This window comes from Salinisphaera sp. PC39 (assembly GCF_040361335.1).
GTDB lineage: Bacteria > Pseudomonadota > Gammaproteobacteria > Nevskiales > Salinisphaeraceae > APNM01.
The window spans coordinates 40,123-64,413 of the sequence record NZ_APNM01000001.1; the positions used below are offsets into that span (position 1 = coordinate 40,123).

22 protein-coding genes are annotated in these 24,291 nt (G+C 70.8%); 13 read left to right on the top strand and 9 right to left on the bottom strand.

The genetic code is table 11. The features are described 5' to 3' along the window. Positions 1 to 8: 8 nt before the first annotated feature. The 4 genes from PC39_RS00210 to PC39_RS00225 are packed head-to-tail and all read right to left on the bottom strand — an operon-like array spanning position 9 to position 2,625. Positions 9 to 1,226: a DUF3570 domain-containing protein gene (locus PC39_RS00210; RefSeq protein ID WP_353251340.1), complete on the bottom strand. Its 1,218-nt coding sequence runs from the start codon at positions 1,224 to 1,226 to the stop codon at positions 9 to 11. Beyond that, positions 1,213 to 1,422, bottom strand: a complete 210-nt coding sequence (locus tag PC39_RS00215) for a DUF4266 domain-containing protein (protein WP_353251341.1) — start codon at positions 1,420 to 1,422, stop codon at positions 1,213 to 1,215. The genes PC39_RS00210 and PC39_RS00215 overlap by 14 nt, the downstream gene beginning before the upstream one ends. After that, entirely contained in the window at positions 1,419 to 1,943 is a 525-nt protein-coding gene (locus PC39_RS00220; protein ID WP_353251342.1) for a TlpA family protein disulfide reductase, read from the bottom strand. Before PC39_RS00220 ends, PC39_RS00215 begins: the two co-directional genes overlap by 4 nt. A 46-nt stretch (positions 1,944 to 1,989) precedes the next feature. Then, the gene (locus PC39_RS00225; RefSeq protein ID WP_353251343.1) at positions 1,990 to 2,625 is read right to left on the bottom strand and encodes a TetR/AcrR family transcriptional regulator; all 636 of its coding nucleotides are present in this window, start codon (positions 2,623 to 2,625) and stop codon (positions 1,990 to 1,992) included. Positions 2,626 to 2,763: 138 nt separating this feature from the next. Between PC39_RS00225 and roxC the strand changes: the two genes are divergently transcribed. Then, positions 2,764 to 5,241: a putative rubber dioxygenase RoxC gene (gene roxC, locus PC39_RS00230; protein ID WP_353251344.1), complete on the top strand. Its 2,478-nt coding sequence runs from the start codon at positions 2,764 to 2,766 to the stop codon at positions 5,239 to 5,241. Positions 5,242 to 5,276: 35 nt separating this feature from the next. Here the strand turns inward: roxC and PC39_RS00235 are convergent, their stop codons facing one another. Beyond that, on the bottom strand, positions 5,277 to 6,287 hold the full coding sequence (locus tag PC39_RS00235; RefSeq protein ID WP_353251345.1) for an AraC family transcriptional regulator: 1,011 nt from the start codon (positions 6,285 to 6,287) through the stop codon (positions 5,277 to 5,279). A 253-nt stretch (positions 6,288 to 6,540) separates the two neighbouring features. On the opposite strand from PC39_RS00235, the gene PC39_RS00240 reads away from it, so the two are divergent. The 3 genes from PC39_RS00240 to PC39_RS00250 all read left to right on the top strand — a co-directional run bounded on the left by PC39_RS00240 (position 6,541) and on the right by PC39_RS00250 (position 8,390). Next, positions 6,541 to 7,596 (top strand): fatty acid desaturase, encoded by a 1,056-nt coding sequence (locus PC39_RS00240; protein WP_353251346.1) that lies wholly within the window; start codon positions 6,541 to 6,543, stop codon positions 7,594 to 7,596. Between the two features lie 138 nt (positions 7,597 to 7,734). Further along, entirely contained in the window at positions 7,735 to 7,971 is a 237-nt protein-coding gene (locus tag PC39_RS00245; protein ID WP_353251347.1) for a CopG family transcriptional regulator, read from the top strand. Then, positions 7,968 to 8,390, top strand: a complete 423-nt coding sequence (locus PC39_RS00250; RefSeq protein WP_353251348.1) for a PIN domain-containing protein — start codon at positions 7,968 to 7,970, stop codon at positions 8,388 to 8,390. The genes PC39_RS00245 and PC39_RS00250 overlap by 4 nt, the downstream gene beginning before the upstream one ends. Before the next feature lie 21 nt (positions 8,391 to 8,411). Here the strand turns inward: PC39_RS00250 and speE are convergent, their stop codons facing one another. Beyond that, entirely contained in the window at positions 8,412 to 9,278 is an 867-nt protein-coding gene (gene speE, locus PC39_RS00255) for a polyamine aminopropyltransferase (protein ID WP_353251349.1), read from the bottom strand. Positions 9,279 to 9,460: 182 nt separating this feature from the next. Between speE and speA the strand changes: the two genes are divergently transcribed. Together speA and PC39_RS00265 are read left to right on the top strand one after the other, a co-directional pair. After that, on the top strand, positions 9,461 to 11,302 hold the full coding sequence (speA, locus tag PC39_RS00260; RefSeq protein WP_353251350.1) for a biosynthetic arginine decarboxylase: 1,842 nt from the start codon (positions 9,461 to 9,463) through the stop codon (positions 11,300 to 11,302). A gap of 637 nt (positions 11,303 to 11,939) precedes the next feature. Then, the gene (locus PC39_RS00265) at positions 11,940 to 12,767 is read left to right on the top strand and encodes an SDR family NAD(P)-dependent oxidoreductase (RefSeq protein WP_353251351.1); all 828 of its coding nucleotides are present in this window, start codon (positions 11,940 to 11,942) and stop codon (positions 12,765 to 12,767) included. A 15-nt stretch (positions 12,768 to 12,782) separates the two neighbouring features. Here PC39_RS00265 and PC39_RS00270 read toward each other — a convergent pair whose 3' ends face one another. Beyond that, complete coding sequence (locus PC39_RS00270; protein WP_353251352.1) at positions 12,783 to 15,257, bottom strand: DUF748 domain-containing protein; 2,475 nt, start codon at positions 15,255 to 15,257, stop codon at positions 12,783 to 12,785. 90 nt (positions 15,258 to 15,347) lie between these two features. Here PC39_RS00270 and PC39_RS00275 point away from each other — a divergent pair, with 90 nt between their 5' ends. Next, on the top strand, positions 15,348 to 16,214 hold the full coding sequence (locus PC39_RS00275) for an NAD(P)-dependent oxidoreductase (protein ID WP_353251353.1): 867 nt from the start codon (positions 15,348 to 15,350) through the stop codon (positions 16,212 to 16,214). Between the two features lie 97 nt (positions 16,215 to 16,311). On the opposite strand, the gene PC39_RS00280 is transcribed toward PC39_RS00275, so the two are convergent. Both PC39_RS00280 and argH read right to left on the bottom strand, forming a co-directional pair. After that, on the bottom strand, positions 16,312 to 16,824 hold the full coding sequence (locus tag PC39_RS00280) for a DUF1269 domain-containing protein (RefSeq protein WP_353251354.1): 513 nt from the start codon (positions 16,822 to 16,824) through the stop codon (positions 16,312 to 16,314). Positions 16,825 to 16,920: 96 nt separating this feature from the next. After that, positions 16,921 to 18,330 carry an argininosuccinate lyase gene (gene argH / locus PC39_RS00285; protein WP_353251355.1) on the bottom strand — a complete coding sequence of 470 codons (1,410 nt, stop codon included), beginning with the start codon at positions 18,328 to 18,330 and terminating at the stop codon, positions 16,921 to 16,923. Positions 18,331 to 18,447: 117 nt separating this feature from the next. Here argH and PC39_RS00290 point away from each other — a divergent pair, with 117 nt between their 5' ends. The 6 genes from PC39_RS00290 to PC39_RS00315 are packed head-to-tail and all read left to right on the top strand — an operon-like array spanning position 18,448 to position 24,289. Beyond that, positions 18,448 to 19,494, top strand: coding sequence for a sensor histidine kinase (locus tag PC39_RS00290; RefSeq protein WP_353251356.1), 1,047 nt, complete (start codon positions 18,448 to 18,450; stop codon positions 19,492 to 19,494). Beyond that, positions 19,491 to 20,231 carry a LytR/AlgR family response regulator transcription factor gene (locus PC39_RS00295; protein WP_353251357.1) on the top strand — a complete coding sequence of 247 codons (741 nt, stop codon included), beginning with the start codon at positions 19,491 to 19,493 and terminating at the stop codon, positions 20,229 to 20,231. Before PC39_RS00290 ends, PC39_RS00295 begins: the two co-directional genes overlap by 4 nt. Continuing rightward, the gene (hemC, locus tag PC39_RS00300; RefSeq protein WP_353251358.1) at positions 20,228 to 21,151 is read left to right on the top strand and encodes a hydroxymethylbilane synthase; all 924 of its coding nucleotides are present in this window, start codon (positions 20,228 to 20,230) and stop codon (positions 21,149 to 21,151) included. The genes PC39_RS00295 and hemC overlap by 4 nt, the downstream gene beginning before the upstream one ends. Continuing rightward, entirely contained in the window at positions 21,148 to 21,927 is a 780-nt protein-coding gene (locus PC39_RS00305; RefSeq protein WP_353251359.1) for a uroporphyrinogen-III synthase, read from the top strand. Before hemC ends, PC39_RS00305 begins: the two co-directional genes overlap by 4 nt. 7 nt (positions 21,928 to 21,934) lie before the next feature. Continuing rightward, positions 21,935 to 23,092 carry a uroporphyrinogen-III C-methyltransferase gene (locus PC39_RS00310; protein ID WP_353251360.1) on the top strand — a complete coding sequence of 386 codons (1,158 nt, stop codon included), beginning with the start codon at positions 21,935 to 21,937 and terminating at the stop codon, positions 23,090 to 23,092. Beyond that, complete coding sequence (locus PC39_RS00315; RefSeq protein ID WP_353251361.1) at positions 23,093 to 24,289, top strand: heme biosynthesis HemY N-terminal domain-containing protein; 1,197 nt, start codon at positions 23,093 to 23,095, stop codon at positions 24,287 to 24,289. Positions 24,290 to 24,291: the final 2 nt, after the last annotated feature.

Below are 24,291 nucleotides of genomic sequence, written 5' to 3' on the forward strand. Positions count from 1 at the left end.
GGCATGCGCTAGCGGTCGAACCGGTACTTGACGGAGGCCGAGATCACGTCGAAGTCCACGAGGGCGGGATTGGCGACATCGACGTTGCCGAGGGCGAGGTCGGGGTCGCTGTCGTAGACCTCGTAGCTGACGCTGATCTCGAGGCCGCCGAAGGCCTTGTCCACGCGCAGTCGGCCGCTGACGGCACCGAACGGCGACATCCGGTAGTCGCTGGTGTAGAGGCGGTCGTCGGGCTCGGACTCGAAGAAGGGGGCGTAGAAGTCGGCCTCGCTCTGGCTGTGGTAGCGCACGCTGGGGGTCACGCGCCAGCCGCCGGGCAGGGTCTGGAACCAGGACAGCCGCAGGGTGTGGGCGTGGATGCCCCAGTCGTCGAGGTAGTAGCGGTAGTCGGCGTGCAGGGCGGCCTTGAGGCGGGCGACGAAGCGGCGGTAGCGCAGCATCCAGGTGCCCTGGCGGCGGCGCTCGGGCCGGGTGTCGGCGCGGATCTCGCCGCCGACGTAGACCTGCTTGTAGGGATCCGAGAGAAAGCCCTCGTTCTCGGTGAAGCTGAGGCTGGTCTGGATCGTGGATTGCTGGTCGAGCACACGGCTGAGGCCGGCGAAGGCGGTGAGACTGTCCTTGTCGGCCTCGCGCACGCGCGAGGGGAAGCGCTCGGCGTCGACCGGCTCGATGGTGTCGTCGCTGTAGCCGAGGCCGGCCTCGACGGTGGTGAGGCCGTCGTGGAAATCGGCGCCGGCCTCGAGGCCGGCGTTGACGGCGCGGTAATCCTTTTCCTCGGAAAAGCCCGCGGAGACGCTGACGCGACGGCGCTCGCCCAGGAAATTGGCGCGGGCGAGGATGTCGTCGTGCTCGTCCTGGATGGTGGCGCCGCTCATGACCTGCACGGGGCGGTCGTCGGCGTCGGGGACCACGAACCAGGGCGAGGCCCCGCTCATGGTCTCGTGCTGCAGGGACACATCGAGATCGGCGCCGGTGCCGAAGGGCGCGGCCAGGGGCAGGCGCAGGTCGAGCTGGTGGGTGTCGACCTCGAAGCGCGAGGTACTGCCGGCCTGGACCGCGCCGTCGGGCAGGGCGTCCTCGCGGTAGGCGCTGTAGCGATAGTCGGCCTGGAGATCCGAGACCGGCTCGCGGGCGCCGGCGGGCGCGCCCGGCAGGGCCAGGGCGGCGGTCATCAGGGCGGTGACGGTGGACGAGGTGTCCGGACGGGATCGGTCAGTTGCAGCCACAGCCACCCCCTCCGATACCGGCGCCGCCGGAGGCGGCCTCCTTGCTGGCATAGGTCAGCCCCCAGAGCGCGGTGGCCTGGGGATCGGGATCGAAGGCCATCTCGGCGCGGGCCAGGTGCCCGCGCTGCCAGGGCTCGACGTGCGCGCAGGCGCCCAGCAGGACGCAGGCCGACAACAGCAGGGCGATCCGGCTCATGGCTGTTCCCCCCGGATAGTGGCGGCCAGGGCCTCGCGCAGGCGCGCGGCGTCCTTCTCGCGGAAACCGCGGTGCACGAAGCGCACGGTGCCGTCGGGCCCGATCAGGTAGGACGAGGGCATGGTCTCGACGCCGTAGGCCTCGGGCGTGGTCCAGTCGCCGTCCCAGACCACGGGGAAGTCGGCCGGGTAGCGGCGCAGGAAGGCCTCGGCGTCGGCGCGCTCGCGGTCCAGGCCGACGGCGACGATGCGCAGGTCGCCGGGCGCACCGCCGTCGGCGAGGCGGTTCATCCAGGGGAAGGAATCGCGGCAGGGCGCGCACCAGCTCGCCCAGAAATCCACGTAGAGCCAGTTCCCCTCGAAATCGGCCGGGCCCAGCGTGCCCTCGCCGTCCAGGCGCGGCAGCTCGAAGGCCGGCGCCGGATCGCCCACGGCCGGGCCGTCCCCGGCGGAGGCACCTGCCGGCAGCGACAAGACGGCCAATACGATCAGAGTCAGGCGCGTTCTCGCGACGCGTGCCATCACCATATCCCCTCCCAAGTTGTTATCGCGGGTGGCGGCTTGTCGGTTATCCGGCGCCGCTCTCCTCGCCCGCGTAATGCGACAGGTAGGCGACCATGGCGCGCGCCGCCTCGTCGCGGTAAGCCGGCGTTATCTCGCCGTGCTTGAAAAACGATACCCGGAAACAGGTGGTGCCGATGTCCACCGCCAGCGTGGCCGCGTCCGGCTCGTCGGGCAGCTCGACGCCCTGGCGGTGCATCAGCACCCGCGCCAGCCGGCCCAGGTGCTGGATGGTGATCTCCTGGGCCCGGTAGCTGTCGTCGGTGACCGGTCCGCCCAGTATCAGTAGCCGCCCCACCGGGTGTGCGTTGTGGAAGTCCGCCGCCAGGGTCACGATCGCCTCGGTCAGCCGCGGCCAGGGCAGGTCCAGCAGCCGCTCGGCGTGCCGGTTCAGTTCCGTCTCCAGGGCGTGCAGATGCCGGTTCAGCAGCTCGTTGAGCACCGCGTAGGGCGTCGGGAAGAACTTGTAGATGCTCGCCCGCGTGTAGCCCAGGCGGTTGGCCAGCTCCGGAATCGAGAAACCGCCCAGACCGGCCTCCAGCAGCAGCGTCTCGGCGGTGTCCAGGACCCGTTCGAAACGGTCCTTGGCCCGCTGCTGCTGGGGTTTGCGCGCGATCGCGCGTTCGTCGAGTGCGGCTTCCATGGGCGCAGCATACCTGATTGACACCAAAAGAGACAAATGTTACTTAATCCCCGCACAAGACATAAATCACACAACGGGCCGGCTGCCGCCGGGGTACTTTCCCCGCCGGGCCGGACCCGACGGTGCGGGGAAGAAACAATGAAGGGAGCACGCGTTCTGGCGGCCTTGGGGCTGCTTGCGGGGGCGATGACGATCGCCGGTTGCAACGGCGACTACTCGGGCTCCGGCTCGGGGTCCGGCGACACCGGCGCCGGGGACGGTTCCAACAGCGGCGGTGGCGACGGCGACTTCGCCAGCACGGAGGCATTCTTCGACGCCCGCGTGGCGCCTCACATGGATTTCTGCCGGACCTGCCACGTACCGGACGGCGTGGCCGACACCGACGACGGCCGCCGCTTCATGCTGTCCGCCAACGAGGCCCAGGACTATGCCAACTTCAAGGCGGCCTGGGAGGCCATGGGCGGTGGCGTGGCCGACAGCCGCCTGCTGGTGATGAACACCGAGGGCGGCGAGTCCCACAGCGGCGGCCGCAACTGGCCCGAGGACAGCGGCATCTATCGCGACGTGGTCACACTCCTTCAGTGCTGGGACGATCCCGAGAACTGCGACCTGCGGGCCGACGGCGATGTCGGCGAACAACGGCCGCTGCTGGGCAGCAGCCGTGCCCGCCATGTCTGGGAGACCTTCTGCGCGGACAAGCCGGACGACGCCGAGTTGCCGGCCGACCCGCGCACGCTGGTCCGGCCCGGCGCCAACGAGGGCAACGCGGTGTTCTACAACGCCTACTGGCAGGACTGCCACGCCGAGCTGCCCGAGCACAAGCAGCAGGTGACGACCTGCGGCGAGTACCGGGCCCGGCGCGACAAGGGCCTGCATTTCCTCAAGGACGTGCTGCCGGCGTCCGCGATGAGCGCCGAGGAGTTCAACAGCACCTGGGAGAAATGGGGCTACGACGAGCGCCCCGAGAACTTCGAAGAGCAGTACCGGCTGCGCTACGGCCTGAACAAGGCGCCGTTCGATAATCCGTACCCCCTGCCGGGCGAGGATCCGGTGGCCACCGACGGCGGCAGCGGGCAGTTGCCGCAGGGTCTGCGCCAGATCAAGGACGAGGACGGCAACTGGACCGGGCAGATCGGCACCGCCGCCTGCTTCCAGTGCCACGGTGGCTATATCGACGGACCGGGCGACCGGGAGGTCGTGGGCCTGGACAACCTGGGCATCGGCAACAGCAACTACGACGTGCGCATGGACGCCCAGGACCGGGCGCTGTGGGCGGGCACGCCGCTGTCCGGCCGCCTGCCGAACGTGCTCGACGTCAACCGGCTGTTCAACATCGGTATCAAGCAGCGCGGCCAGAACAACGCCGTGGGCGCGTTCGAGGTGCTGATCACGCTGCTGGACCTGGATTCGCTCGGGCTCAACCCGAATCCGCTCAAGACCGTGGTCGGCGACAGCGGCCTGCAGGATATCGCCCACCCGCTGGCGCATACCCAGGACACGCCGCAGTGGTGGAACCTGAGCCACCGCCCGCGCAAGTTCTTCGATGCCGGCGTGTCCAGCGACAGCACCCGCATCATCATGGCGGCGGGCCCCGGCGAGTACTCGCTGCTGCTGAGCTCGGACGGCAAGGCCTATCGCGACCACATCGCCGAGTACGACCAGGCGGTGGAGGCGTTCCTGCTGTCGCTGGAGTCGCCGCCGTTCCCGGGCGAGATCGACGAGGATCTGGCGCGCCAGGGCGCGGTGATCTTCCACAGCCTCGACCTGTGGTCGCGGTCCGGCAACGAGGACCGGCCCGAGCCGCTGGGCGGCAACGGTTCCTGCGCGAGTTGCCACGGCGCCTATTCGCCGCGCTACGTGCACGACGAGACCTACCTGGAGGACCCGGCGCTGGAAGGCGTGGCCGGGCACATCTCGCCGCTGGACGTGATCGGCACCGACCGCGCCCGCTCGGACATGCTCACGCCCACGCTGCGCGAGCGCTGGGACACGACTTACTGGGCCTTCCCCGAGGGCAGCGAGAACTACATCCCGCCGGAGGAGAAGTCGTATGCGCTGGAGTCGGCCGACGACATGTATCCGACCAGTCAGCGCCCGTCCGGCGCCTGCGGCTGGCAGAAGGACGTGATCGGCTACCAGGCGCCGCCGCTGTACGGCGTGTGGGCGAGTCCGCCGTATTTCCACAACGGGTCGGTGCCCACCCTGGAGCAGGTCCTGGACCCCTCGCAACGGCCCGCCATCTGGCAGCGCCGGATCCGCGAGGAAGGCCTGGTCAAGGGCTTCGACCTGCGCATGGAGACGGCCTACGACTACGAGCGTGTCGGTTGGAAGCACGACGAGCTGACCTGTGCCGAGATACCGGGCAACGCCGTCGCCAACTGCAGTCCGATGCAGGACGAGGGACCGTCGCTGGTGCAGACGGTGGAGAACGCCCTCAAGGGCACGGTGAGCTGGGCCGGGCTGCTGCCGCTCACGGACCCGAGCGAGGACGGCTTCGACAAGCGCCTGGTCTATGACAGCCGCATCCTGGGCAACGGCAAGGAGGGCCACGAGTTCACCGACGTGCTCACCGAACAGGAGCGCCGGGCGGTGATCGAGTACCTGAAGACGCTGTAGCGGCGGGGCGCGGCGGCGGTGCGGCCCCGCCGGGGTCAGCCGCCGCCGTTTTCCCGGCAGGCCGTCGGCGACATCCCGGTCCAGCGCTTGAAGGCGCGGGCGAAGCTGCTTGCCTCGGCGAAGCCCAGCAGGTAGGTGATCTCGTCGATGGTATAGCGGGGATCGGCGAGATAGGCCCGTGCCAGGTCGCGGCGGGTGCGGTCGAGCAGCGCCTGGTAGGTGGTGTCCTCCGCGGCCAGCTTGCGCTGGAGATTGCGCGGGCTCATGTGCAGCAGCGCCGCGACTTGGGCCTGCGTGGGCGCGCCGTTGGGCAGGATGTCCACGATCGCGGCGTGCGCGCGCTCGCTCACGCGGGGCTGGTCGATGCGGGCGAGATGCGAGGCCAGGGCCTGCTCGTTGAGCCGGGCCAGCTCCGGGTTGGCGGTCTCCAGCGGTGTCTCGAACGGCTGCCGCGGGAAATCCACCACGTTGACGTCGGCGCCGAACTCGATCGGGGCGCGCAGGGCTTCCCGCCAGGGCGCGGGATCGGCCGGCGCCGGCCGCTGCAGGTGGATCCGGGTCGGCGTCAGGTCGGGGCCGTACAGGCGCCGGCACATGCGCACGTTGACCGTGAGGAATGCGTCGATGGACTCGTCGGCGGGACGCGGTGTCACGCCATCCACGTCCACCCGGAAGCGGTAACCCTCGGCGGTCGCCTCGAACGCCAGGTCGGCGGCGTCGGTGACCACGCGGAAGTAGCGCACCAGCCGCCGGAAGGCCTCGGCCAGGGTGGTGCTGGCCATCAGGGTGTAGCCGAGGGCGTGGAAGGTGGTCTGGTTCACCTGGCGCGAGACCGCCAGGCCCAGGGCGGGGTCGCCCGTCGCCGTCACCGCCAGGCGCCAGAGCCGGGTAGTCGCGGCCACCGGGTAGCGGGCATTGGGATCGGCGACCGCCCCGGCGTCGAGGCCGGCCTCGTGCATCAGGGCGTCCGCGTCCACGCCCCGCGCGATCAGGGTCTTGCGGATGGCGTTGATCCAGCTTGCCAGGGCGGTCGCGGTGCGGGTCATGTTGGCGCGTACGGTCAGGGGATTGGCGCGATCGGTCGGGCGGCCGTGGCGGCCGCCACTTACTCTAGGGCCATGCTGAAAAAGGACTGTCCTGTCCTTTTCAGCGCGTCGAGCCCGGCACATGTCCGGCCTCGGCTTCGCCCGATCAAGCGCTTACGTGCTTGACCGGCGGCGGGACATCCCTGTCCCGCGCCGGGGGCCGCTTTCTCAGCAGCCCCTGGGTTGCAGTCGTTTGTATCGGAGGAAACGATCCATGTCCATCGACACCACGCCGCCCAAGCCGGTTACGAGCATGAGCGACGCGGAGAAGACCGCCCACATCAAGAAGGTGGTCCTGGCCGCGGGCGAGGACCTGCGCGAGCGCCATCCGTGGCTGCGGCGCCAGAACGCCATCGGCGCGTCCATCCTGGCGGGCTCGCTCCTGGGCATGCTGGCCTGCGGCTGGCTCTATTACATCGGCGCGTTGCCGGCCTGGGCCTGCATCCCGCTGGTGGCGCTGTTCGCCTCGTTCACCCACGAGCTCGAGCACGACCTGATCCACCTGATGTACTTCCGCAAGAACAAGGTGGCGCACAACCTGATGTTGGCGCTGGCCTGGCTGGCGCGGCCGTCCACCATCAACCCGTGGATCCGGCGCCACATGCATCTGCACCACCACAAGCACTCGGGCACCGAGAGCGACCTGGAGGAGCGCGCCATCACCAACGGCGAAGAGTGGGGCATCCGCCGTTTCCTGATGACCGGCGACGGCTTTCTGTCGATCCTGCTGCGCCTGCAGCGTGCCCCCACCGCGAAGCTGCGCCTGCGCATGGTCGTCCGCGGCCTGATCGCCTACTTCCCGCTGGGCTGGTTCCACTGGGGCCTGTGGTGGTTCTTCCTGAGCTTCCACGCGGCCAACGGCGCCGCCGCGCTGGCCGGCATCGAGCCCGGCTGGTCGGCCGGCACCCTGGCGTTCGTCGATTTCACCAACTTCATGGTGGTGGTGCTGATCGGCCCGAACGTGCTGCGCAGCTTCTGCCTGCACTTCGTGTCCTCGAACATGCACTACTTCGGCGACATCGAGGACGGCAACGTCATGCAGCAGACCCAGGTATTCAACCCCTGGTGGCTGGCGCCGTTCCAGCTGTTCTGTTTCAACTTCGGCTCCACCCACGCCATCCACCACTTCGTGGTCAAGGAGCCCTTCTACGTGCGCCAGGCCACCGCCGGCACGGCGCACAAGGTGATGCGGGAGATGGGGGTGCGCTTCAACGACTTCGGCACCTTCCGCCGCGCCAACCGTTTCCGCGAGCGCGCGCAGAACGCGTAAACCCGCCATAACGCGGGAGGACCTTGGCCCGGTCCGCCTCTGGCGGGCCGGGCTTTTTGTTCGCCCGTCGTCCGACTCCGCTGTTCTTTAGTGTTTTGGTGTTATAGTGTCTCGGTGATACGGACCGGACTTCGCGCCATGGGACGATTGACCATCACGTTGTCGGATGAGCGCCAGCGCGCCCTCAAGGAGACGGCGGCCCGCCGCAACACGACCATCGGTCACCTGATCGAGGAGAGCCTCGAGGCCTACGGCATCAAGACCGGCGACGAGGCCCGGGAGCTGGTCGAGCGCGCGCGTCGCGCCGCCGGTATGGACGAGGCGGCGGCCATCGACCTGGCCGTGTCGGAGGTACGGGAAGAGCGGGGCGGATGACCCCGGCCGTCGTCGATACCAATGTAGTCGCGGCGGGCTTGCTCTCCGCGGATCGCCACTCCCCGGTCTGCCGGATCCTCGACGCCATGTTGGTTGGTGACATGCGTTGCCTGCTGTCGGACCAGTTGCTGGCGGAATACCGCCGGGTGTTGCTGCGCCCGAAACTATGCGCCCGCCACGGTCTGCCGGCGGAGGGCGTCGACCGCCTGCTCACGGAGATCGTCCGCTATGCCGTATTCCGCGAGCCCGTGGCGGCGCCGCCGGCGCCGGATCGCGGCGACGATCACCTGTGGCGGCTTCTGGCGGCCATCGAGAACGGCCTGCTGGTGACCGGGGACCGTGCCCTGATCGCCGCGCCGCCGGCGTATGCCCGCGTGGAGGGTCCGTCCGGATTCCTGGTCCGGCTCAAGCCTCGCTGATTCCCGCGCGGCCGGGGCGCGTCAATCGGCAGGCAGCTTCTCCGCCAGCTCCCGCCGCAGGAAGGCCGGCTGGGCGAGGGCGCCGCGGTGGATGGCCGCGGTGTAGTAGTCGGTGGCGAGGTCGCCGATATCCTCATCCTCCGGCTCGATCAGGGGCGTGTCGTCGACTCGGGCCAGGGTGGCGGACCACCAGCCGGTGGGGTAGACGGGCAGGGGAAAGGACAGCACGTGGGTCCGGGCGAAGCCGGCCGCCGTCATGGCGGCGTGCATGGCGCAGATGAGCTGCGTATGGGCCAGGGGCGACTCGCTCTGCTGCACCAGGATGCCGCCGGGCCGCAGGGCGCGCCGGCAGTCGCGGTAGAAGGCCTCGTTGAACAGCCCCTCGGCCGGACCGATGGGATCGGTGCTGTCGACCACGATCAGGTCCAGGCTTTCCGGCGCGCGTTCGCGCATCCAGGCGATGCCGTCGGCGAAGGCCAGGGTCGCGCGGGGGTCGTCGTTACGCTCGCACAACTCCGGAAAATATTGTTCCGCGACGCGGGTGACCCGTTCGTCGATGTCGATCTGGGTGGCCGCGGTCACGCCGGGATGCTTGAGCACCTCGCGCAGGCTGCCGCAGTCGCCGCCGCCGATGATGGCCACGTCGCGGACCGCGCCGTGGGCCAGGATGGCCGGGTGGGTCATCATCTCGTGGTAGACGAAGTTGTCGCGGCTGGACAGCATGATGTAGCCGTCGATGGTCATCAGCCGCCCGTAATGCGTGGTGTCGTAGACCGCGATGGTCTGGAAGTCGCTGCGTTCCTCGTGCAGCTTGTCGTGGATACGCAGCGAGAAGGCGGTGCCGATCTCCTCCGCCTCTTCGGTGAACCACTTGTCATCCCGTATCATGCTGGCCTCGTGTTCGGCGCCGGGGAGGGCGGCCGCGCCGGCCCGCGGGACACGCCGTGAATACGTCCCTGTAGGCTCGACGGCGGCCGTCCTGGCCGCCGACGGTCCCGCGGCCCGGCACGGCCGCCCTGTGGCGAATTGGTTGCGAAACGTGAATCGGACCCCGGAGTATAAGGGCGGCCATGACCTCAGACCCAACCCGCGACGACGACTGGTCGCCCGCTGCGGCGCGCGCGCTCTACCGCGTCGGCGCCTGGAGCGAGGGCTACTACGACATCGACGACACCGGCCGGGCGGTGGCGCGGCCGCGGCGGGGCGGGTCGGCCATCCCACTGCCCGAGGTGGCGGACGCGGTCGCCGCGGCCGGTCTGCGCCTGCCGGTGTTGGTGCGGTTCACGGACATCCTCGGCGACCGCGTGCGGGGCCTGTGCGCGGCCTTCGACGAGGCCCGCGCCCGCCACGGCTACGCGGGCGGCTACACGGCGGTCTATCCGGTCAAGGTCAACCAGCAGCGCACGGTCGTGGAGCACATCGTGCGCGCCGGCGACGGTCGTGTCGGCCTGGAGGCCGGCAGCAAGCCGGAGCTGATGGCAGTGCTGGCGTTGGCGCCGCCCGGCTGCACCGTCGTCTGCAACGGCTACAAGGACCGCGCCTTCGTGCGCCTGGCGTTGGCCGGGCAGCAGCTCGGCCACCCGGTCTATCTGGTGGTGGAGAAACCCTCCGAACTGGACGACATCCTGGCGCTCGCCGACGAGCTGGGCCTGCGCCCGCGCATCGGCCTGCGCGTGCGCCTGGCGGGCGTGGCCGCCGGCCACTGGCAGAACACCGGCGGTGACAAGTCCAAGTTCGGCCTCACGGCCGGCCAGGCCGTGGCAGCGGTCCGGCGCCTGCGCGACGCCGGCTATCTGGACAGCCTGCGCATGCTGCACGTGCACGTGGGCTCGCAGGTCGCCGACCGCACCGCCCTGGGCCGCGCCATGACCGAGACCGCGAGCCTGTACCGCGGCCTGCGCGGCCTGGGCGCGCCGGTGGACTGCGTCGATGTCGGCGGCGGCCTGGCCGTGGACTACGAAGGCCGCGGCGACGTCAGCTATTGCTCGATGAATTACGGCGTGCCGGACTATGCCGACCTGGTGGTGGCGGCCCTGGCCGAGACCTGTCGTGCCCATGACCTGCCGCACCCCCACGTGATCAGCGAATCGGGACGCGCCCTGACCGCCCACCACGCCGTGCTGCTGACCGAGGTGATCGACAGCGAGTCGCTGGACGGCGGCAGCGCGCCGGTGCCCGGCGACGAGCCGCCGCTGACCGCCCTGCGGGCGGTGCAGCACCGGCTGGACGAGGCCCAGGCCGGGTTCGTGCATGGCGAGCTGGACCTGGCGGCGCGGGCGGCGGTGGAAGGCGAATGCTACGGCGCCCTGCGCGCGCTGGCGGCACGGCTCGACCCGGCGGACGCCGAGCAGCGGGCGGCCCTGGACGCGCTGCGCGAGAAGCTGGCGGACAAGTACTTCTGCAACTTCTCGGTGTTCCAGTCCATCCCCGACGTCTGGGCCCTGGACCAGATCTTCCCCATCCTGCCCCTGGCGCGGCTGGACGAACGCCCGGACCGCCGCGTGCGCCTGTGCGACCTGACCTGCGACTCCGACGGCCGCATCGACCGCTATGTGGACGCCGACGGCCTGGACACCACGTTGCCCCTGCATGCCCTGCGCCCGGACGAGCCCTACCGCCTGGGCATCTTCATGGTGGGGGCTTACCAGGAGAACCTGGGCGACATGCACAACATGTTCGGGGACACGGACGCGGTGAACGTGGAGACCGATGACGGCGGCTGGCGCCTGACCGAGCCCGAGCGCGGCGACGGCGCCGACGAGCTGCTGCGCTACGTCCACTTCGAGCCGGCATCCCTGCGCGCCGCCTACCGCGACAAGCTGGCCGCGTCCGACCTCGACACCGCCGCCCGCGAAGACTGCCTGACCCTGCTCGAGGACGGCTTGTCCGGCTACACGTATCTTCTGGATTGAAGGGGAAGCAATCCACGGATTACACAGATATACACTGATTGAAGAGTCATTCGGTAATTGATTCATCAAGAATGAAAATAATCCGCAGATGGACGCAGATTAGAGACTGTTTTCAGTAAATTCAGTGTAACCCGTGCAATCTGTGGATACACGAGAGGCTCTACGGCAAATCGGCGTCAATCGGCGTTCATCTGCGGATAAACAAAAACCGGGAGTCCGCCGGTTGTCGCCGAGGTTGAACGCGAAGCGCCGCGGCGCTCGAATCGTCTGAGTCAGAAAGAAAATAATCCGCAGATTGACGCGGTTGAACGCAGATTGTTTAAAGAGTATTTCGGGGAAATCCGTGTCATCGGTGTAATCTGTGGATGCACTAAGGCTTGCCCACGGAAAATCAGCGTCAATCGGCGTGCATCTGCGGATAAGAAAAGGCCCGGAACCCGTCGGTCATCGTCCAGGCTGACCGCGAAGCGCCGGGGCGCCCGATTCGCCTGGCCTAGAAAGCTAATAGTCCACTGATTACGCAGATATACACAGATTGAAGACCGTTTTCAGGAAATCCGTGTCATCGGTGTAATCTGTGGATGCATTGGCGTCAATCGGCGTTAATCCGCGGATCACCAATCACCGGAGGAGAAGCATGCGGGAACTCAGCGGCAAGACCGCGGTGATCACCGGCGCCGGCAGCGGCTTCGGCCGCGAGCTGGCGGCGGTCTGCGCGGGCGAGGGCATGCGGCTGGTGCTGGCGGACGTCGATAGCGACGGCCTGGACGGCACCGTCGAGCGCCTGGACGGCGCCGAGGCCGAGTGTGTGACCTGCAACGTCGCCCGGGCCGAGGAGGTCGAGCGTCTCGCCGACATTGCCGATGAGCGGTTCGGCGGTACCCACCTGCTGTTCAACAACGCCGGCGTGGCGGTGGCCGGCCCGGCCTGGACGGCGACCCTGGACGACTGGAAATGGATGCTGGACGTCAACGTCATGGGCGTGGTCCACGGCATCCGCAGCTTCGTGCCGCGCATGCTGGACCGCGGCGGGCCGGCGCATGTGGTCAACACCGCCTCGGTGGCCGGTCTGCTGTCGGTGCCCGGCTCCAGCGTCTACTGCGTGACCAAGCACAGCGTGGTGACCCTCTCCGAGTGCCTCTACCACGACCTGCGCGCCGCCGGCGCGGAGATCGGCGTGTCGCTGCTGTGCCCCGCGTACGTCAACACCGGCATCGCCGAGTCGGACCGCAACCGGCCGCCGGAGTTGGGCGAGACCAATCCGCAGGCCGCCGAATACGAGGCGCGCGTGCGCAAGGCGGTGCGCTCGGGCCGGATATCCGCCGCCGAGGTGGCGGAGACGACCGTGGCCGCGGTCAAGGACGACCGCTTCTATATCCTCACGCATCCCCGCATCAAGGGCGCGGTGGAGGCGCGCATGCACGACATCCTGGAGGAACGGCCGCCCACCAACCCCATGCCCTGAGGCCGGTGCCGCGAATCAGAGCGAGATCGTGGCGCGCGGCGCCGCGCCCTCGGTGTCGTCCACGCTCGGATTGCAGGGCACCAGCCGCTGGCCGTCGATGCCGGCGTCGACCAGGTAGCCGGTGACCGCGTAGGTGCGTTGCCCGGCCAGCGCCAGCAGGCGCTCGCGGAGATCCTCGGCCGCGGCGGTCTTGTCCTCCTCGTCGTCCGGTGCGAGGGCTTCGCGGTCCGCGGGCACGGCCCGGCCGCAGACCACGAAGCGGGCCTGGGGGCGCTCCTCCAGCAGCCCGGCCATGCGGTCGAGATACGCACGGGCGTCGCCGCCGAGCTCGGCGCTGCCGGGCTCGAAGGGCACCGGTTCGAAGCGCAGCGCGGTCGCCAGATCCACCAGGGTGTCCGCCACCTTGATCACGCCCAGCGGCGAGTAGTAGCTGAGGATCGCGACCTGCACCCCCTCCAGCACCGCCTGCCGGACCACGCTGTTGAGGGAGAACTGCGGGTTTTCCAGGTCGCCGCCCAGTGGCAGGTCGATGCCGATGCTGCCATCCTCGTCGCGCAGCAGGGACAGGGCGCGGTCCAGCGGCAGGCCCAGGCTGCGCTCGACCGTGCCGCTGTCGCCGACCACCCCGCCGAGCCGGAACTTGCGCAGGTTCAGTTCGGCCAGGCCGTCGATGGCGCCGGCGTCCACCGCCAGGTCCAGCTCTGCGTCCAGGATGCCCTGCTCGATGCGGCGCTCCAGCGCCTGCCGGATGTAGCCCGAAGCCGGGGTCAGGTTGAGTGCTCGCACCCGGCCTGTCAGGTCCAGCGACAGGGGGTCGGCGAGCGGCCGGATGTCGCCGTCGATCTCGATCCGGCCGTAGCGGCCCACACCGGTGGCGAATGTCAGCGGGCTGGCCTGCGCCGGCGCGCCGGTATCCAGGTCGCGCAGGGTCAGTTCCGGCTTGTTGAAGTCCAGTACCGCGCTCGGTTCGACACCGCGGTCCTCGAAGCGCAACTGTCCGTCGCCGCCAATAGCGATCTCGGCCACGGCCACGCGCAGGCCGCCCTCTTCATCGTCGGCGGTCTCGTCGCCGCCGGGCGGGAACCACTCGGTGAGCTCGATACCGCCCTGGGGGTCGCGCACCACGATGCCGCGCGGCGTGTCCAGGGCCAGCCGCTCGATCGTCAGGCGATCGCCGCCGGTCAGGGCCAGGCCGGTCGCCTCCAGGCCGGCGAGGTCCAGGGTGCGCGGGTAGTCGTCGCGGGACGGCGCATCCGCCGCGCGGGCCAGGGCCTGGACGTCCGCGGCCGCGACCCGGGCGATCGCGAGATCCGCCGGACCGGCGAGGTCGATGCCCTCGACGGTCAGGTCCGCCGCCCGCAGCAGGCGCCGGCCGAGGTTGCGGTCGTCGACGCGCAGATCCCTGCCGCCGAGGGTGCCGGCGACGCGCACCGGCGGTTCGGCGTCGGCCGGCACGGCATCCGCGCCGGGCAGCAGGCCGGCGCGGCCTTCCCAGGCGAGCTCGCGCGCGGCGATATCGTAGGGCGCGGTCGCCAGGCCCGCGCTGGCGTTCGACAGGCTCAGACGGCCGTCGGTGTCGACGCGGTCGCCGCCGTCCGGGCGCAGCAGGCGCGCCTCGATCTCGCCCTGCCAGTCGATGCCGGCCGCGATCGTGGCGATCTCGACGAGCTCGATCTCGCCGTCCGCGAGACCGGCCTGCCCGGTGACGTCCAGGTCGAGCCCCGTATCGCCGGCATAGTCGACGGCGATGTCCAGGTCCGCGCCGAAGGTGCCGGCGAGCCGCTCGACGCCGCCGCGTCCCTCCACGAAGGGCGCGAAGGCCTGCAGGGTCAGTTTCTCCACGCGCAGGGACAGCTCGCCGGCGACACGGTCGCCGAAGGGACGCAGCCGGCCCTCGACGGCGACGCGCGCGTCGCCCAGGCGCAGGTTCGCGTCCAGCGGGAACGGGTTGCCCGGCGTCCAGGTGGCCACGTCGGAGGCGGTGGAGGTGGCCAGGGTGATCTCGCGGCTGAAACCGGGCTCGTGGTAGCGCAGCGTGAGGCCGTCGACGTCGGCGCTGTCCAGGCCGAATCCCCAAGGCTCGGCGGGCGCCGGGGTATCCTCGGGGGGCGTTTCGCCGGCAGCGGGATCGAAGCCGGCCACGCGCAGGCCGTCGTCGCGGCGCAGGTCGAGGGCGGCGTCGTGCAGGGTAAGACCGGCGAGGTGCAACTGGCGGTCGAACAGCGGCAGGTAATGCAGGTCCACCGCGGCATGGCCGATGTGGAAGCCGTCGCCCGCCGTGTCCTCGGCCCGGGCGCCGTCGATTGCCAGTCGGCCGGTGAACAGGTTGAGGTCGACGTTGTCGATGGCGGCCGTGTAGCCGCGCGATTCCAGCCAGTGCTCGGCGCCCAGGCGCAGGCCGATCGGCAGCAGCCACAGGAACAGCAGGATCGCGGCGGCAACCGCCGCGGCGATGCGGTATCGGCGTCGGATCGCGGGCAGGCGCGGCATTCGGTGGTCCCCTCCTGAACTTGCCCTTTATCCACGAGACCTTACCATCGCGGGCGGGAACGCGACGGTATCCGACGACGGAGGACGAGCATGCGAGCGGGATTCCTGGGGCTGGGGGCGATGGGCTACCCGATGGCGGCCAACCTGCGACGGGCGGGCCTGTTGGCGGCGGTCTGGAACCGCGGGCGCGATACCGCCGCGCGCTTCGCCGACGAGCACGGCGTCACGGTCGCGGACGATCCCGCCGCCCTGGCGCGGGAGTGCGACCTGCTGGTCACCTGCGTGTCCGCGGACGTCGACGTGCTGGCCGTGGTCGAGGCCCTGCTGCCGGGCCTGCGCCGCGATGCCGTGGTGGTCGACTGCTCCACCGTCGCCAGCGACACGGCCCGCCAAGCGGCGGACAAAGTGGCGGCGGCCGGCGGCGCCTTCCTGGACGCGCCGGTGTCCGGGGGCACGGAGGGCGCGGCGGCCGGCACCCTGTCGATGATGGTGGGCGGTGACGAGTCGGCCTTCGCCAAGGCCCGGCCGGCGCTCGACGCCATGGGTGGCCGCGTGGTGCACATGGGGCCGGTCGGCAGCGGCCAGGCCACCAAGGCGGTGAACCAGGTGATGGCCGCCGGCATCAACCAGGCCGTGGGCGAGGCCCTGGCCTTCGCCGAGGCCCTGGAGCTGCCGCTGGAGCGGGTGATCGAGGTGGTCGGCTCGGGCGCCGCCGGCAACTGGTTCGTGAACCACCGCGGTCCGACCATGGTGCGCGGCGAGTACACCGGCTTCGGCTTCAAGCTCGCCCTGCACCACAAGGACCTGGAGATCTGCCGGCACATGGCCGACAACAACGGCGGCAGCCTGCCCCTGGCCGACCGCACCCGCGCCGACTACGAACGCCTCATGGCCGAGGGCCACGGCGACGAAGACATCTCCGCCCTCTACCGCCTCAAGCGCATGTTGTTCGATTAACCACAGAGACACAGAGGCACAGAGAAACGAAAGTAAAGTGTCCTTTCTTGCCGGTTTTTCAGCTCTGTGACTCTGTGCCTCTGTGGTTGGATTTAAATCAAGGGAAAGCCGGCTTGTGTGGTTCGGTGCCGCCGATCTCGACCTCCGGGTGGTGGTCCTTGATCAGCGCCTCGATCTCCTCGACGCGATCCTTGGGCACGTCGATCATCATCAGGATCTGGCCGTCGGCGATCGCCTGCTCGTACTGGCGGATCTCGCGGTTGGGCAGACGGATGCCGATCATGCTCGACGCCCAGGCGCCGAAGCCCGCCCCGGCGAGGGTGGTCGCGGCCACCAGGCCGCCGCCCAGGACCACGCCGGCCGGCGGGAAGGTGACCGCCACCAGGCCGGCGACGACGCCGGTGGCGCCGCCCACCGCCAGACCGCGTTCGGCGGACTCGATCAGGTCGGTCTTCTGGCGCAGGTCCGCCTCGGGCAGGTCCGCCATGGGCGTGCCTTCGCGGGCCACCAGGTGCATGTGACGGGCTTCGATGCGCGCGAGCAACAACTCGTCGACGATGGCCTTGGCGGTTGCCAGCTCGGGTACCAGGAAATAGATCCGACGTCGCATGACGGCTCCTGTTGCGAGGCCACGGGAGCAATATTACGCCGCTGTCACGGATAGAAAAGGGGGCCGCGCGCCGTCGCCGGGCCGGTATCCGCGGTATCAGGTCGCCGGGGCGTCGGCCTCCAGCCGCTGCCGCGCCCGCTTCGCCGCGATGCGGACCTGCTCGGGCGCGGTACCGCCGATGTGGTTGCGCGCGGCCACGGAGCCCTCCAGCGTGAGCACGTCGAAGACGTCGGGGCCGATCGCCTTGGAGAAGCGCTGCAAATCCTCCAGCGACAGCTCGGCAAGGTCGCAGCCGGCGTCGATGGCGTGGCGCACGGCCTTGCCCACGATCTCGTGGGCGTCACGGAAGGCGACGCCGTTGCGCACCAGGTAGTCGGCCAGGTCGGTGGCGGTGGCGAAGCCGCGCCGCGCGGCACGCCGGCAGGCCGCGGCGTCGAAGCCCAGGTGCGGCACCATGTCGGCGTACAGGCCGAGACAGTGGCGCACGGTGTCCAGGGTGTCGAACAGCGGCTCCTTGTCCTCCTGGTTGTCGCGGTTGTAGGCCAGGGGTTGACCCTTCATCAGCGTCAGCAGGCTCATCAGATGGCCGGTGACGCGCGCGGTCTTGCCGCGCACCAGTTCGGGCACGTCCGGGTTCTTCTTCTGCGGCATGATCGAGGAGCCGGTGCAGTAGCGGTCCGGCAGGTCGACGAAGCCGAAGGCCGGGGACAGCCAGAGGATCAGTTCCTCCGACACCCGCGACAGGTGGGTCATGATCAGCGCGGCGGCCGACAGGAATTCGATCACGAAGTCCCGGTCCGAGACCGCGTCCAGCGAATTCTCGGCGACGCCGTCGAAACCGAGCTCCGCGGCGACCGACTCGCGGTCGATGGGGAAGGTGGTGCCGGCCAGGGCGGCGGCGCCCAGCGGCAGCACGTTCACCCGCTTGCGGCAGTCGGCCAGGCGGCCGGCATCGCGTTCCAGCATGGCCTGCCAGGCCAGCAGGTGGTGGCCCACGGTCACCGGCTGCGCCACCTGCATGTGGGTGAAGCCCGGCATGATGGTGTCGGCCTCGCGCTCGGCGACTTCGATCAGGCCGGCGCGCAGCCGCGCGAGCTCGCCCAGTAGGCCGTCGATCTCGTCGCGCAGCAGCAGCCGCAGGTCGGTGGCCACCTGGTCGTTGCGGGAGCGGCCCGTGTGCAGCTTCTTGCCGACATCGCCGATGCGGTCGGTGAGCCGGGCCTCGATGTTCATGTGGACGTCTTCGAGCTCGTCCAGCCACGCGAACTCGCCGCGCTCGATCTCGACCAGGATCTGCTCCAGGCCCTCCACGATCTTGTCGCGCTCGCGCTCGGTCAGAACGCCCACGCGTGCGAGCATGCGCGCGTGCGCGATGGAGCCCCGGATATCGTGCAGGAACAGCCGCCGGTCGAACGCGACCGAGGCGGTGAACGCCTGCACGAGCGCGTCCGGGGCCTCGGAAAAGCGTCCGCCCCAGGTCTGGTTGCCGCCCTGATCGCTGCTCATCGACTCGGATCGCCCGGAAAATTGGGCGGCAAGTATAGCAACGCGGCCGGCCGCCGGGCGCGTCCCGCCTTGCGCCGACGGCGGCTGTCGGGCTCTGATACGGACCGGAGGCATGGCATGACATCCGATCGAGACACCTTCCTGCCCGACTGCTGCAGCGCCGAGGGGCTGCTGCCGCTACTGGTGATCGCCGAGCTGGTCGCGGTGATCCTGGCCCTGGCCGGTCTCGGCGGGGCCGAGAGCTTCTGGCGCGACCTGTTCCTGTTGTCGATCTACATCCAATGGGTGGGCATCTGCAGCGCGGGTGTGCTGTGCGCCATCCGGCGTCATCTCGGCGCCGCGGCGACCTGGCGGATCGCGGCCGTGAGCTACGCCGCCCTGCTGCTGGTGGTGACCGCACTCGCCGAGGTGACCTACAGCGCGGGCCGCTATACCGGCATCGCCCCGCTGGTGGCGGACGTGGATCATGCCGGTTTCCTGGCGCGCAACCTGGGGGTCGGCGCGATCGTGGCGGCCCTGGGGCTGCGCTATTTCTGGCTGCGCGACCAGTGGCGGCGCCAGGCCGCGGCCGAGCTCTCGGCCCGCTACCAGGCCCTGCAGGCCCGCATCCGCCCGCATTTCCTGTTCAACGCCCTCAACGGCATCGTCGAGCTGGTGGCCACCCGACCGCAGGTCGCCGAGCAGGCGCTGGAGGACCTGTCGGCGCTGCTGCGCGCGGCGCTGGCCGACGGCGACGCGCGCCTGGTGCCGCTCTCGGAGGAGCTGGAGCTGACCCGCGCCTACACCGACATCGAGGCGCTGCGCCTGGGCGACCGGCTGCGCATCGAGTGGGATATCGCGCCGGAAGCCGGTTCCTGGCCGGTGCCGCCGCTGTGCCTGCAGCCGTTGGTGGAGAACGCCATCGCCCACGGCGTGGCGCGGTTGCCGGAAGGCGGCCGGGTCTATGTCCAGGCCGCGGTCGCCGACGGGTGCCTGACTCTGACGGTGGTCAATCCCATGCCCGCCGAGCCGTCCGGCGAGAGCGGCCGGCGGTTGGCCCTGGACAACATCCAACAGCGGTTGGCGTTACGCTATGGGGCGGCGGCGCGGCTATGGCGGCAGGCGGCCCCCGGCCGCTTCGAGGTGTCGATGCGGCTGCCCCGGCCTTCGGAGGGGAACCGATGAAGGTGCTGATCGTGGACGACGAACCGCTGGCGCGCGAGCGCCTGCGGCGGCTGGTCTCGGAGTGCGAGGACTGCGAGGTCGCCGCGGAGGCCGGCGACGGCGAAACCGCCCTCGCCCGGGCGGGGGAAACGCGGCCGGACACCGTGCTGCTGGATATCCACATGCCGGGCATGGACGGGCTCGAGGTCGCCCGGCGGCTGGCGGAGACCCCGGTGCCGCCGGCGGTGATCTTCGTCACCGCCTACAACGAGCACGCGCTGTCGGCTTTCGAGGCGGCCGCGGTGGGCTATCTGCTGAAGCCGGTGGGCCGGCGGGCGCTGGCGACGGCGCTGGCGCGCGCGGGGCGGCCCAGCCGGGCGCAGCTCCGGGCCATGGCCGAGCGCGCCGGCGAGGCGGACGGCGCCCGCTACATTCACGCGCACACACGGGAGGGCGAGGTGCGTATTCCCTTGGACGAGGTGGTCTTTTTCCAGGCCGAGGACAAGTACACGACGGTGCACCACGTGCGGGGCGAGGTCCTGATCGAGGATTCCCTGCGCACGCTGGAGGCGGAGCTGGGCGACGATTTCCTGCGGGTCCACCGCAAGGCGCTCGTCGCCAAGCGGTTCGTGCGCGGCCTGGAGCGCACCGGCGCCGGCGGCGGGCGATTGACCCTGCGTCACGCCGAGGCCCGCGTGCCGGTGAGCCGGCGCCGCATGGGCGAGGTCCGGCGGCTGCTGGCGGGGGACGGGGCATGAGCGTGCGGCGCCTGCGCATCGCCACCCGCGGCAGCGAGCTCGCTCTCTGGCAGGCCCGCTATGTCCAGGCCCGTCTGCAGGCCCTGCATCCCGGCCTGGAGGTGTCCCTGCTGCCGGTGTCCACCAAGGGCGACCGGATCACCGATCGGCCGCTGGCCGCGATCGGCGGCAAGGGGCTGTTCCTCAAGGAGCTGGAGGCCGCGATGCAGCGCGGCGAGGCCGAGCTGGCCGTGCACTCCATGAAGGACGTGCCCGCGGAGTTGCCCGACGGCATGAGCCTGCCCGCCGTGCTGGCCCCCGCCAGTCCCTACGACGCCTTCGTCAGTAACCGCTGGGACTCGGTGGACGATCTGCCGAAGGGTGCCCGCCTGGGCACCTCCAGCCTGCGCCGCGCCGCGCAGCTCAAGCACCTGCGGCCGGATTTGTCGGTGCTCAGCCTGCGGGGCAATGTCGGCACCCGCCTGGGCAAGCTCGACGCCGGCGACTACGACGCCATCGTGCTCGCCTGCGCCGGCCTGGAGCGCCTGGGGCTCGCCGACCGCATCCGCCGGGAGATCCCGGCCGAACAGTGCCTGCCGGCGATCGGGCAGGGCGTGCTGGGCATCGAGATCCTGAGCGACGATCACGCCACCGCCTCGCTGATCGCGGCGCTGGACGATCCGGCGACGCACCGGCGGGTGGCCGCCGAGCGTGCGGTCAACGCCCGCCTCGCGGGCAGTTGTCATCTGCCGATCGCCGCGTTCGCCGAGCTGGAGGACGGCGACGGACTGCGCCTGCGGGCCTGCGTGGGCGCCCCCGACGGCAGCCGTCTGGTCGCGGACGAGATGCGCGGGCCGGCCGCGGAGGGCGAGCGGATGGGCATCGAGCTCGCCGAGCGTCTGCTGGCGGCCGGCGCCGACCGGATACTCGCCGCGCTGTGACACGGCTCGCCGGACTGCGCGTCTGGGTGACCCGCCCGGCCCACCAGGCCGAGGGCCTGGCCGGCGCGATCGAGGCCGCCGGCGGCCATGCCCTGCGCCAGCCCCTGCTCGCGATCGTGCCGCCGGCCGATGCGGCGGCGGCGCGCCGCGGGCTGGCGGCCGCCGCGGATGCCGACGTGGTCGTCTTCACCAGCGCCAACGCCGTGACCGGGACCTGGGAGTTGTCCCCCGGCTGGCGCCCGCGCGGCTCGGCGGCGGCGGTCGGCGCCGGCACCGCCGCCGCCCTGCGCGAACGCCTCGGCGGGCGCGTGCTGGCGCCCGAGAGCGACTACAGCAGCGAGGGACTGCTCGCGCTCGACGCGCTCACCGACGTCGCCGGCAGGCGGGTGGCGATCGTGGCCGGCGAGGGCGGCCGCCGCCGGCTGGACGCCGTCCTGGCCGAACGCGGCGCCGAGGTGGTCCGCGCCGCCGTCTACCGCCGCGAGCGCGTGGCCATCCCCCGCGACCGGCTCGCGGCCCTGCTGCACGAGGCCGACGCCATCGTGGTCACCAGCGGCGAGGCCCTGACCCACCTGGCGGCGATCACGCCCGCCGCCCTGCGGCCGCGGCTGTTCGGCCGGCAACTGGTGGTGCCGAGCGCGCGTGTGTTAAAACAAGCGCACGATCTGGGCTTTGCGCACCCGCGACCGCGCACCGCCGCCATGCGCGCCGATGCCGTGGTGGCCGCGCTCGCGCAAGACGATCGGGCGGGCCCGGGGGAGATCGCATCAGAATGAGCCGGCGATGACCGATTCCGAAAGACAAGAAGCTGCCCCCGGCGACGACGCGGCCGGCGACGCATCCGGCCGGCGGACCGCCGGCGCGGGCCGCGGCGCGCTTGCGCTCGCCGTGCTGGCACTGCTGCTCGCCGCGGCGGCCGCGGTCGCCGCCGGTTGGCTGTGGTATCAGGGCGAACGCCGGCTGGCGGCCCAGGGCGAGCGCCTGGCCACGGTGGAGCGCAGCCTGGAGGCCGGCCTGCAAGACTTGGTGCTGCCGCGGCTGAAGGCCATGGAGGAACAGGTCGCGCAGCTCGACGCGCGCGGCGGCGCCCGGGCCGAGGCCCTGGCCGGACTGCGCGGGCGCGTCGACGACACCCGACTGCAGATCAGCAAGCTGTCCGAGCTGGTCGAGGGCGGCCGCCGCCACTGGCGGCTCCTGGAGATCGAGAGCCTGTTGTTGGCCGCCAACGAGCGGCTGCAGCTATACCGCGATCCGCGCGGCGCGCGCGAGGCGCTGCTCCTGGCCAATCGGCGCCTGGGCGCGCTCGACGATCCGCGCCTGTTCGAGGTGCGCGAACGGGTGGTGGACGAGATCGCCGCGCTGGAAGCGTTGCCGGACGCCGACATCGAGGGCCTGGCCCTGAACCTGGCGGAACTGATCGAACGGGTGCCCGACCTGCCGCTGGCCTCGGACGTGCCGGGCGATTACGCCGGCAACGGCGGCGCGGATGACGGCGCGTCCGGCTTCCGCGAGCGGCCCTGGCGGCATTTCCTGGACACGGTCTCCGGTGCCCTGCGGGGCATGCTGACCATCCGCCGCACGGAGGAGGCGCACCAGCCCCTGATGCCGCCCGAGCAGGAATACTTCCTGTACCAGAACCTGCTCCTCAAGCTGGAGAGCGCGCGGCTGGCGCTGCTGCGCCGGGACACTCCCAGCTTCCGGAATGCCGTGGGCACGGCCCGCGAGTGGCTGCGGACCTACTTCGATACCGATTCGCCGCGGGTGGCGTCCGCCCTGGAGAGCCTCAACGGCATGCGCAAGGTCGAGCTGGCCTGGGAGGCGCCCGACATCAGCGACAGCCTCACGGCCTTGCGGGATCTCATGCGGCGTCGCGATGTTTCGCCGTCCGCCGGCGGCGACGGCGCCCCGGACACGACGGACGCGACCGACGGCGAGAGCTAGATGCGCCGCTTTCTCCTGCTGATCGCGATCGCACTGCTGCTGGGCGTCGGCCTGGCCCTGGTCTTCCGCGAGCACAACGGCTATCTGCTGGTCGCCTTCGGGGACTGGCGCCTGGAGACCTCGCTGGCCTTCGCCCTGGCCGCGTTCGCCGCGGCCCTGGTGCTCGGCGTGGTGCTCTGGCGCCTGCTGGTGGCCGGTGTGCTGTTGCCGGTGACGCTGCGCGACTGGCGCGCCCGGCGGCGCGCGCGCAAGGCGCGGCAGTCGCTCTATCGCGGCCTGCAGCGGTTGTACGAGGGCCGCTGGGCCGAGGCCGAGGCCGAGCTCGTGCGGCTGGCCGAGCAGCACGAGGCGCCGTCCCTGAACTACCTGGCCGCGGCCCGGGCCGCCGATCGGCAACGGGCGCCGGACCGGCGTGACCGTTACCTGGAGAAGGCGGCGGCCCGGCGCGGTGCCTCCGAGCTGGCGGTGCTGCTGACCCAGGCCGAGCTGCAGATGGGCCGGCATCAGGATGCCGAGGCCCTGGCGAGCCTGACCCGTCTGCGCGAGATCGACGCCGAGCACGGCCATGTCCTGGCCTTGTTGGCCGAACTGTGCGAACGGCTCGGCGACTGGGCCCAGTTGCGCGAGATCCTGGAACCCCTGCGCCGGGCGGGGGTGATGGCCGAGGAGCGTTGGCGCGAACTGGCCCGGGCCGCCTGGATCGACGCCCTGGCCGGCGACGCCGGGGATGCCGACGCCGCGACCGCGCTCTGGCGCCAGGTGCCCAAGCCCATCCGCCGGGACCGGCGGGTGTTGCTGGCCTACGTGCGCCGGCTCGCGGCCGCGGGCGCGCAGGACCGGGCGGCCGATCAGGTGCGCGAGGTCCTCAAGCGCGACTGGGACCCGGAGTTGGCGCTGGCGTTCGGCGAACTCGTGTGCGAGGACCGTACGGCCCAGCTCGCCACCGTCGAGGATTGGCTCAAGCGCTACGGCGACCAGCCGGAGCTGCTTCTGGTCGCGGGTCGGTTGTGCTTGCGCAATCGCCTCTGGGGCCGCGCCCGCAGCTACTTCGAGAGCAGCCTGCGCGGCGCCAGCCGTCCGGAGGCCCTGCTGGAGCTGGGGCGGCTGTTCGAGGAGATCGACCTGGACGAGGAAGCGCGGCGGGCCTATCGCCAGGGTCTGGAACAGATGCTCGAGACGCGTCCCGAGGCCGACTGACC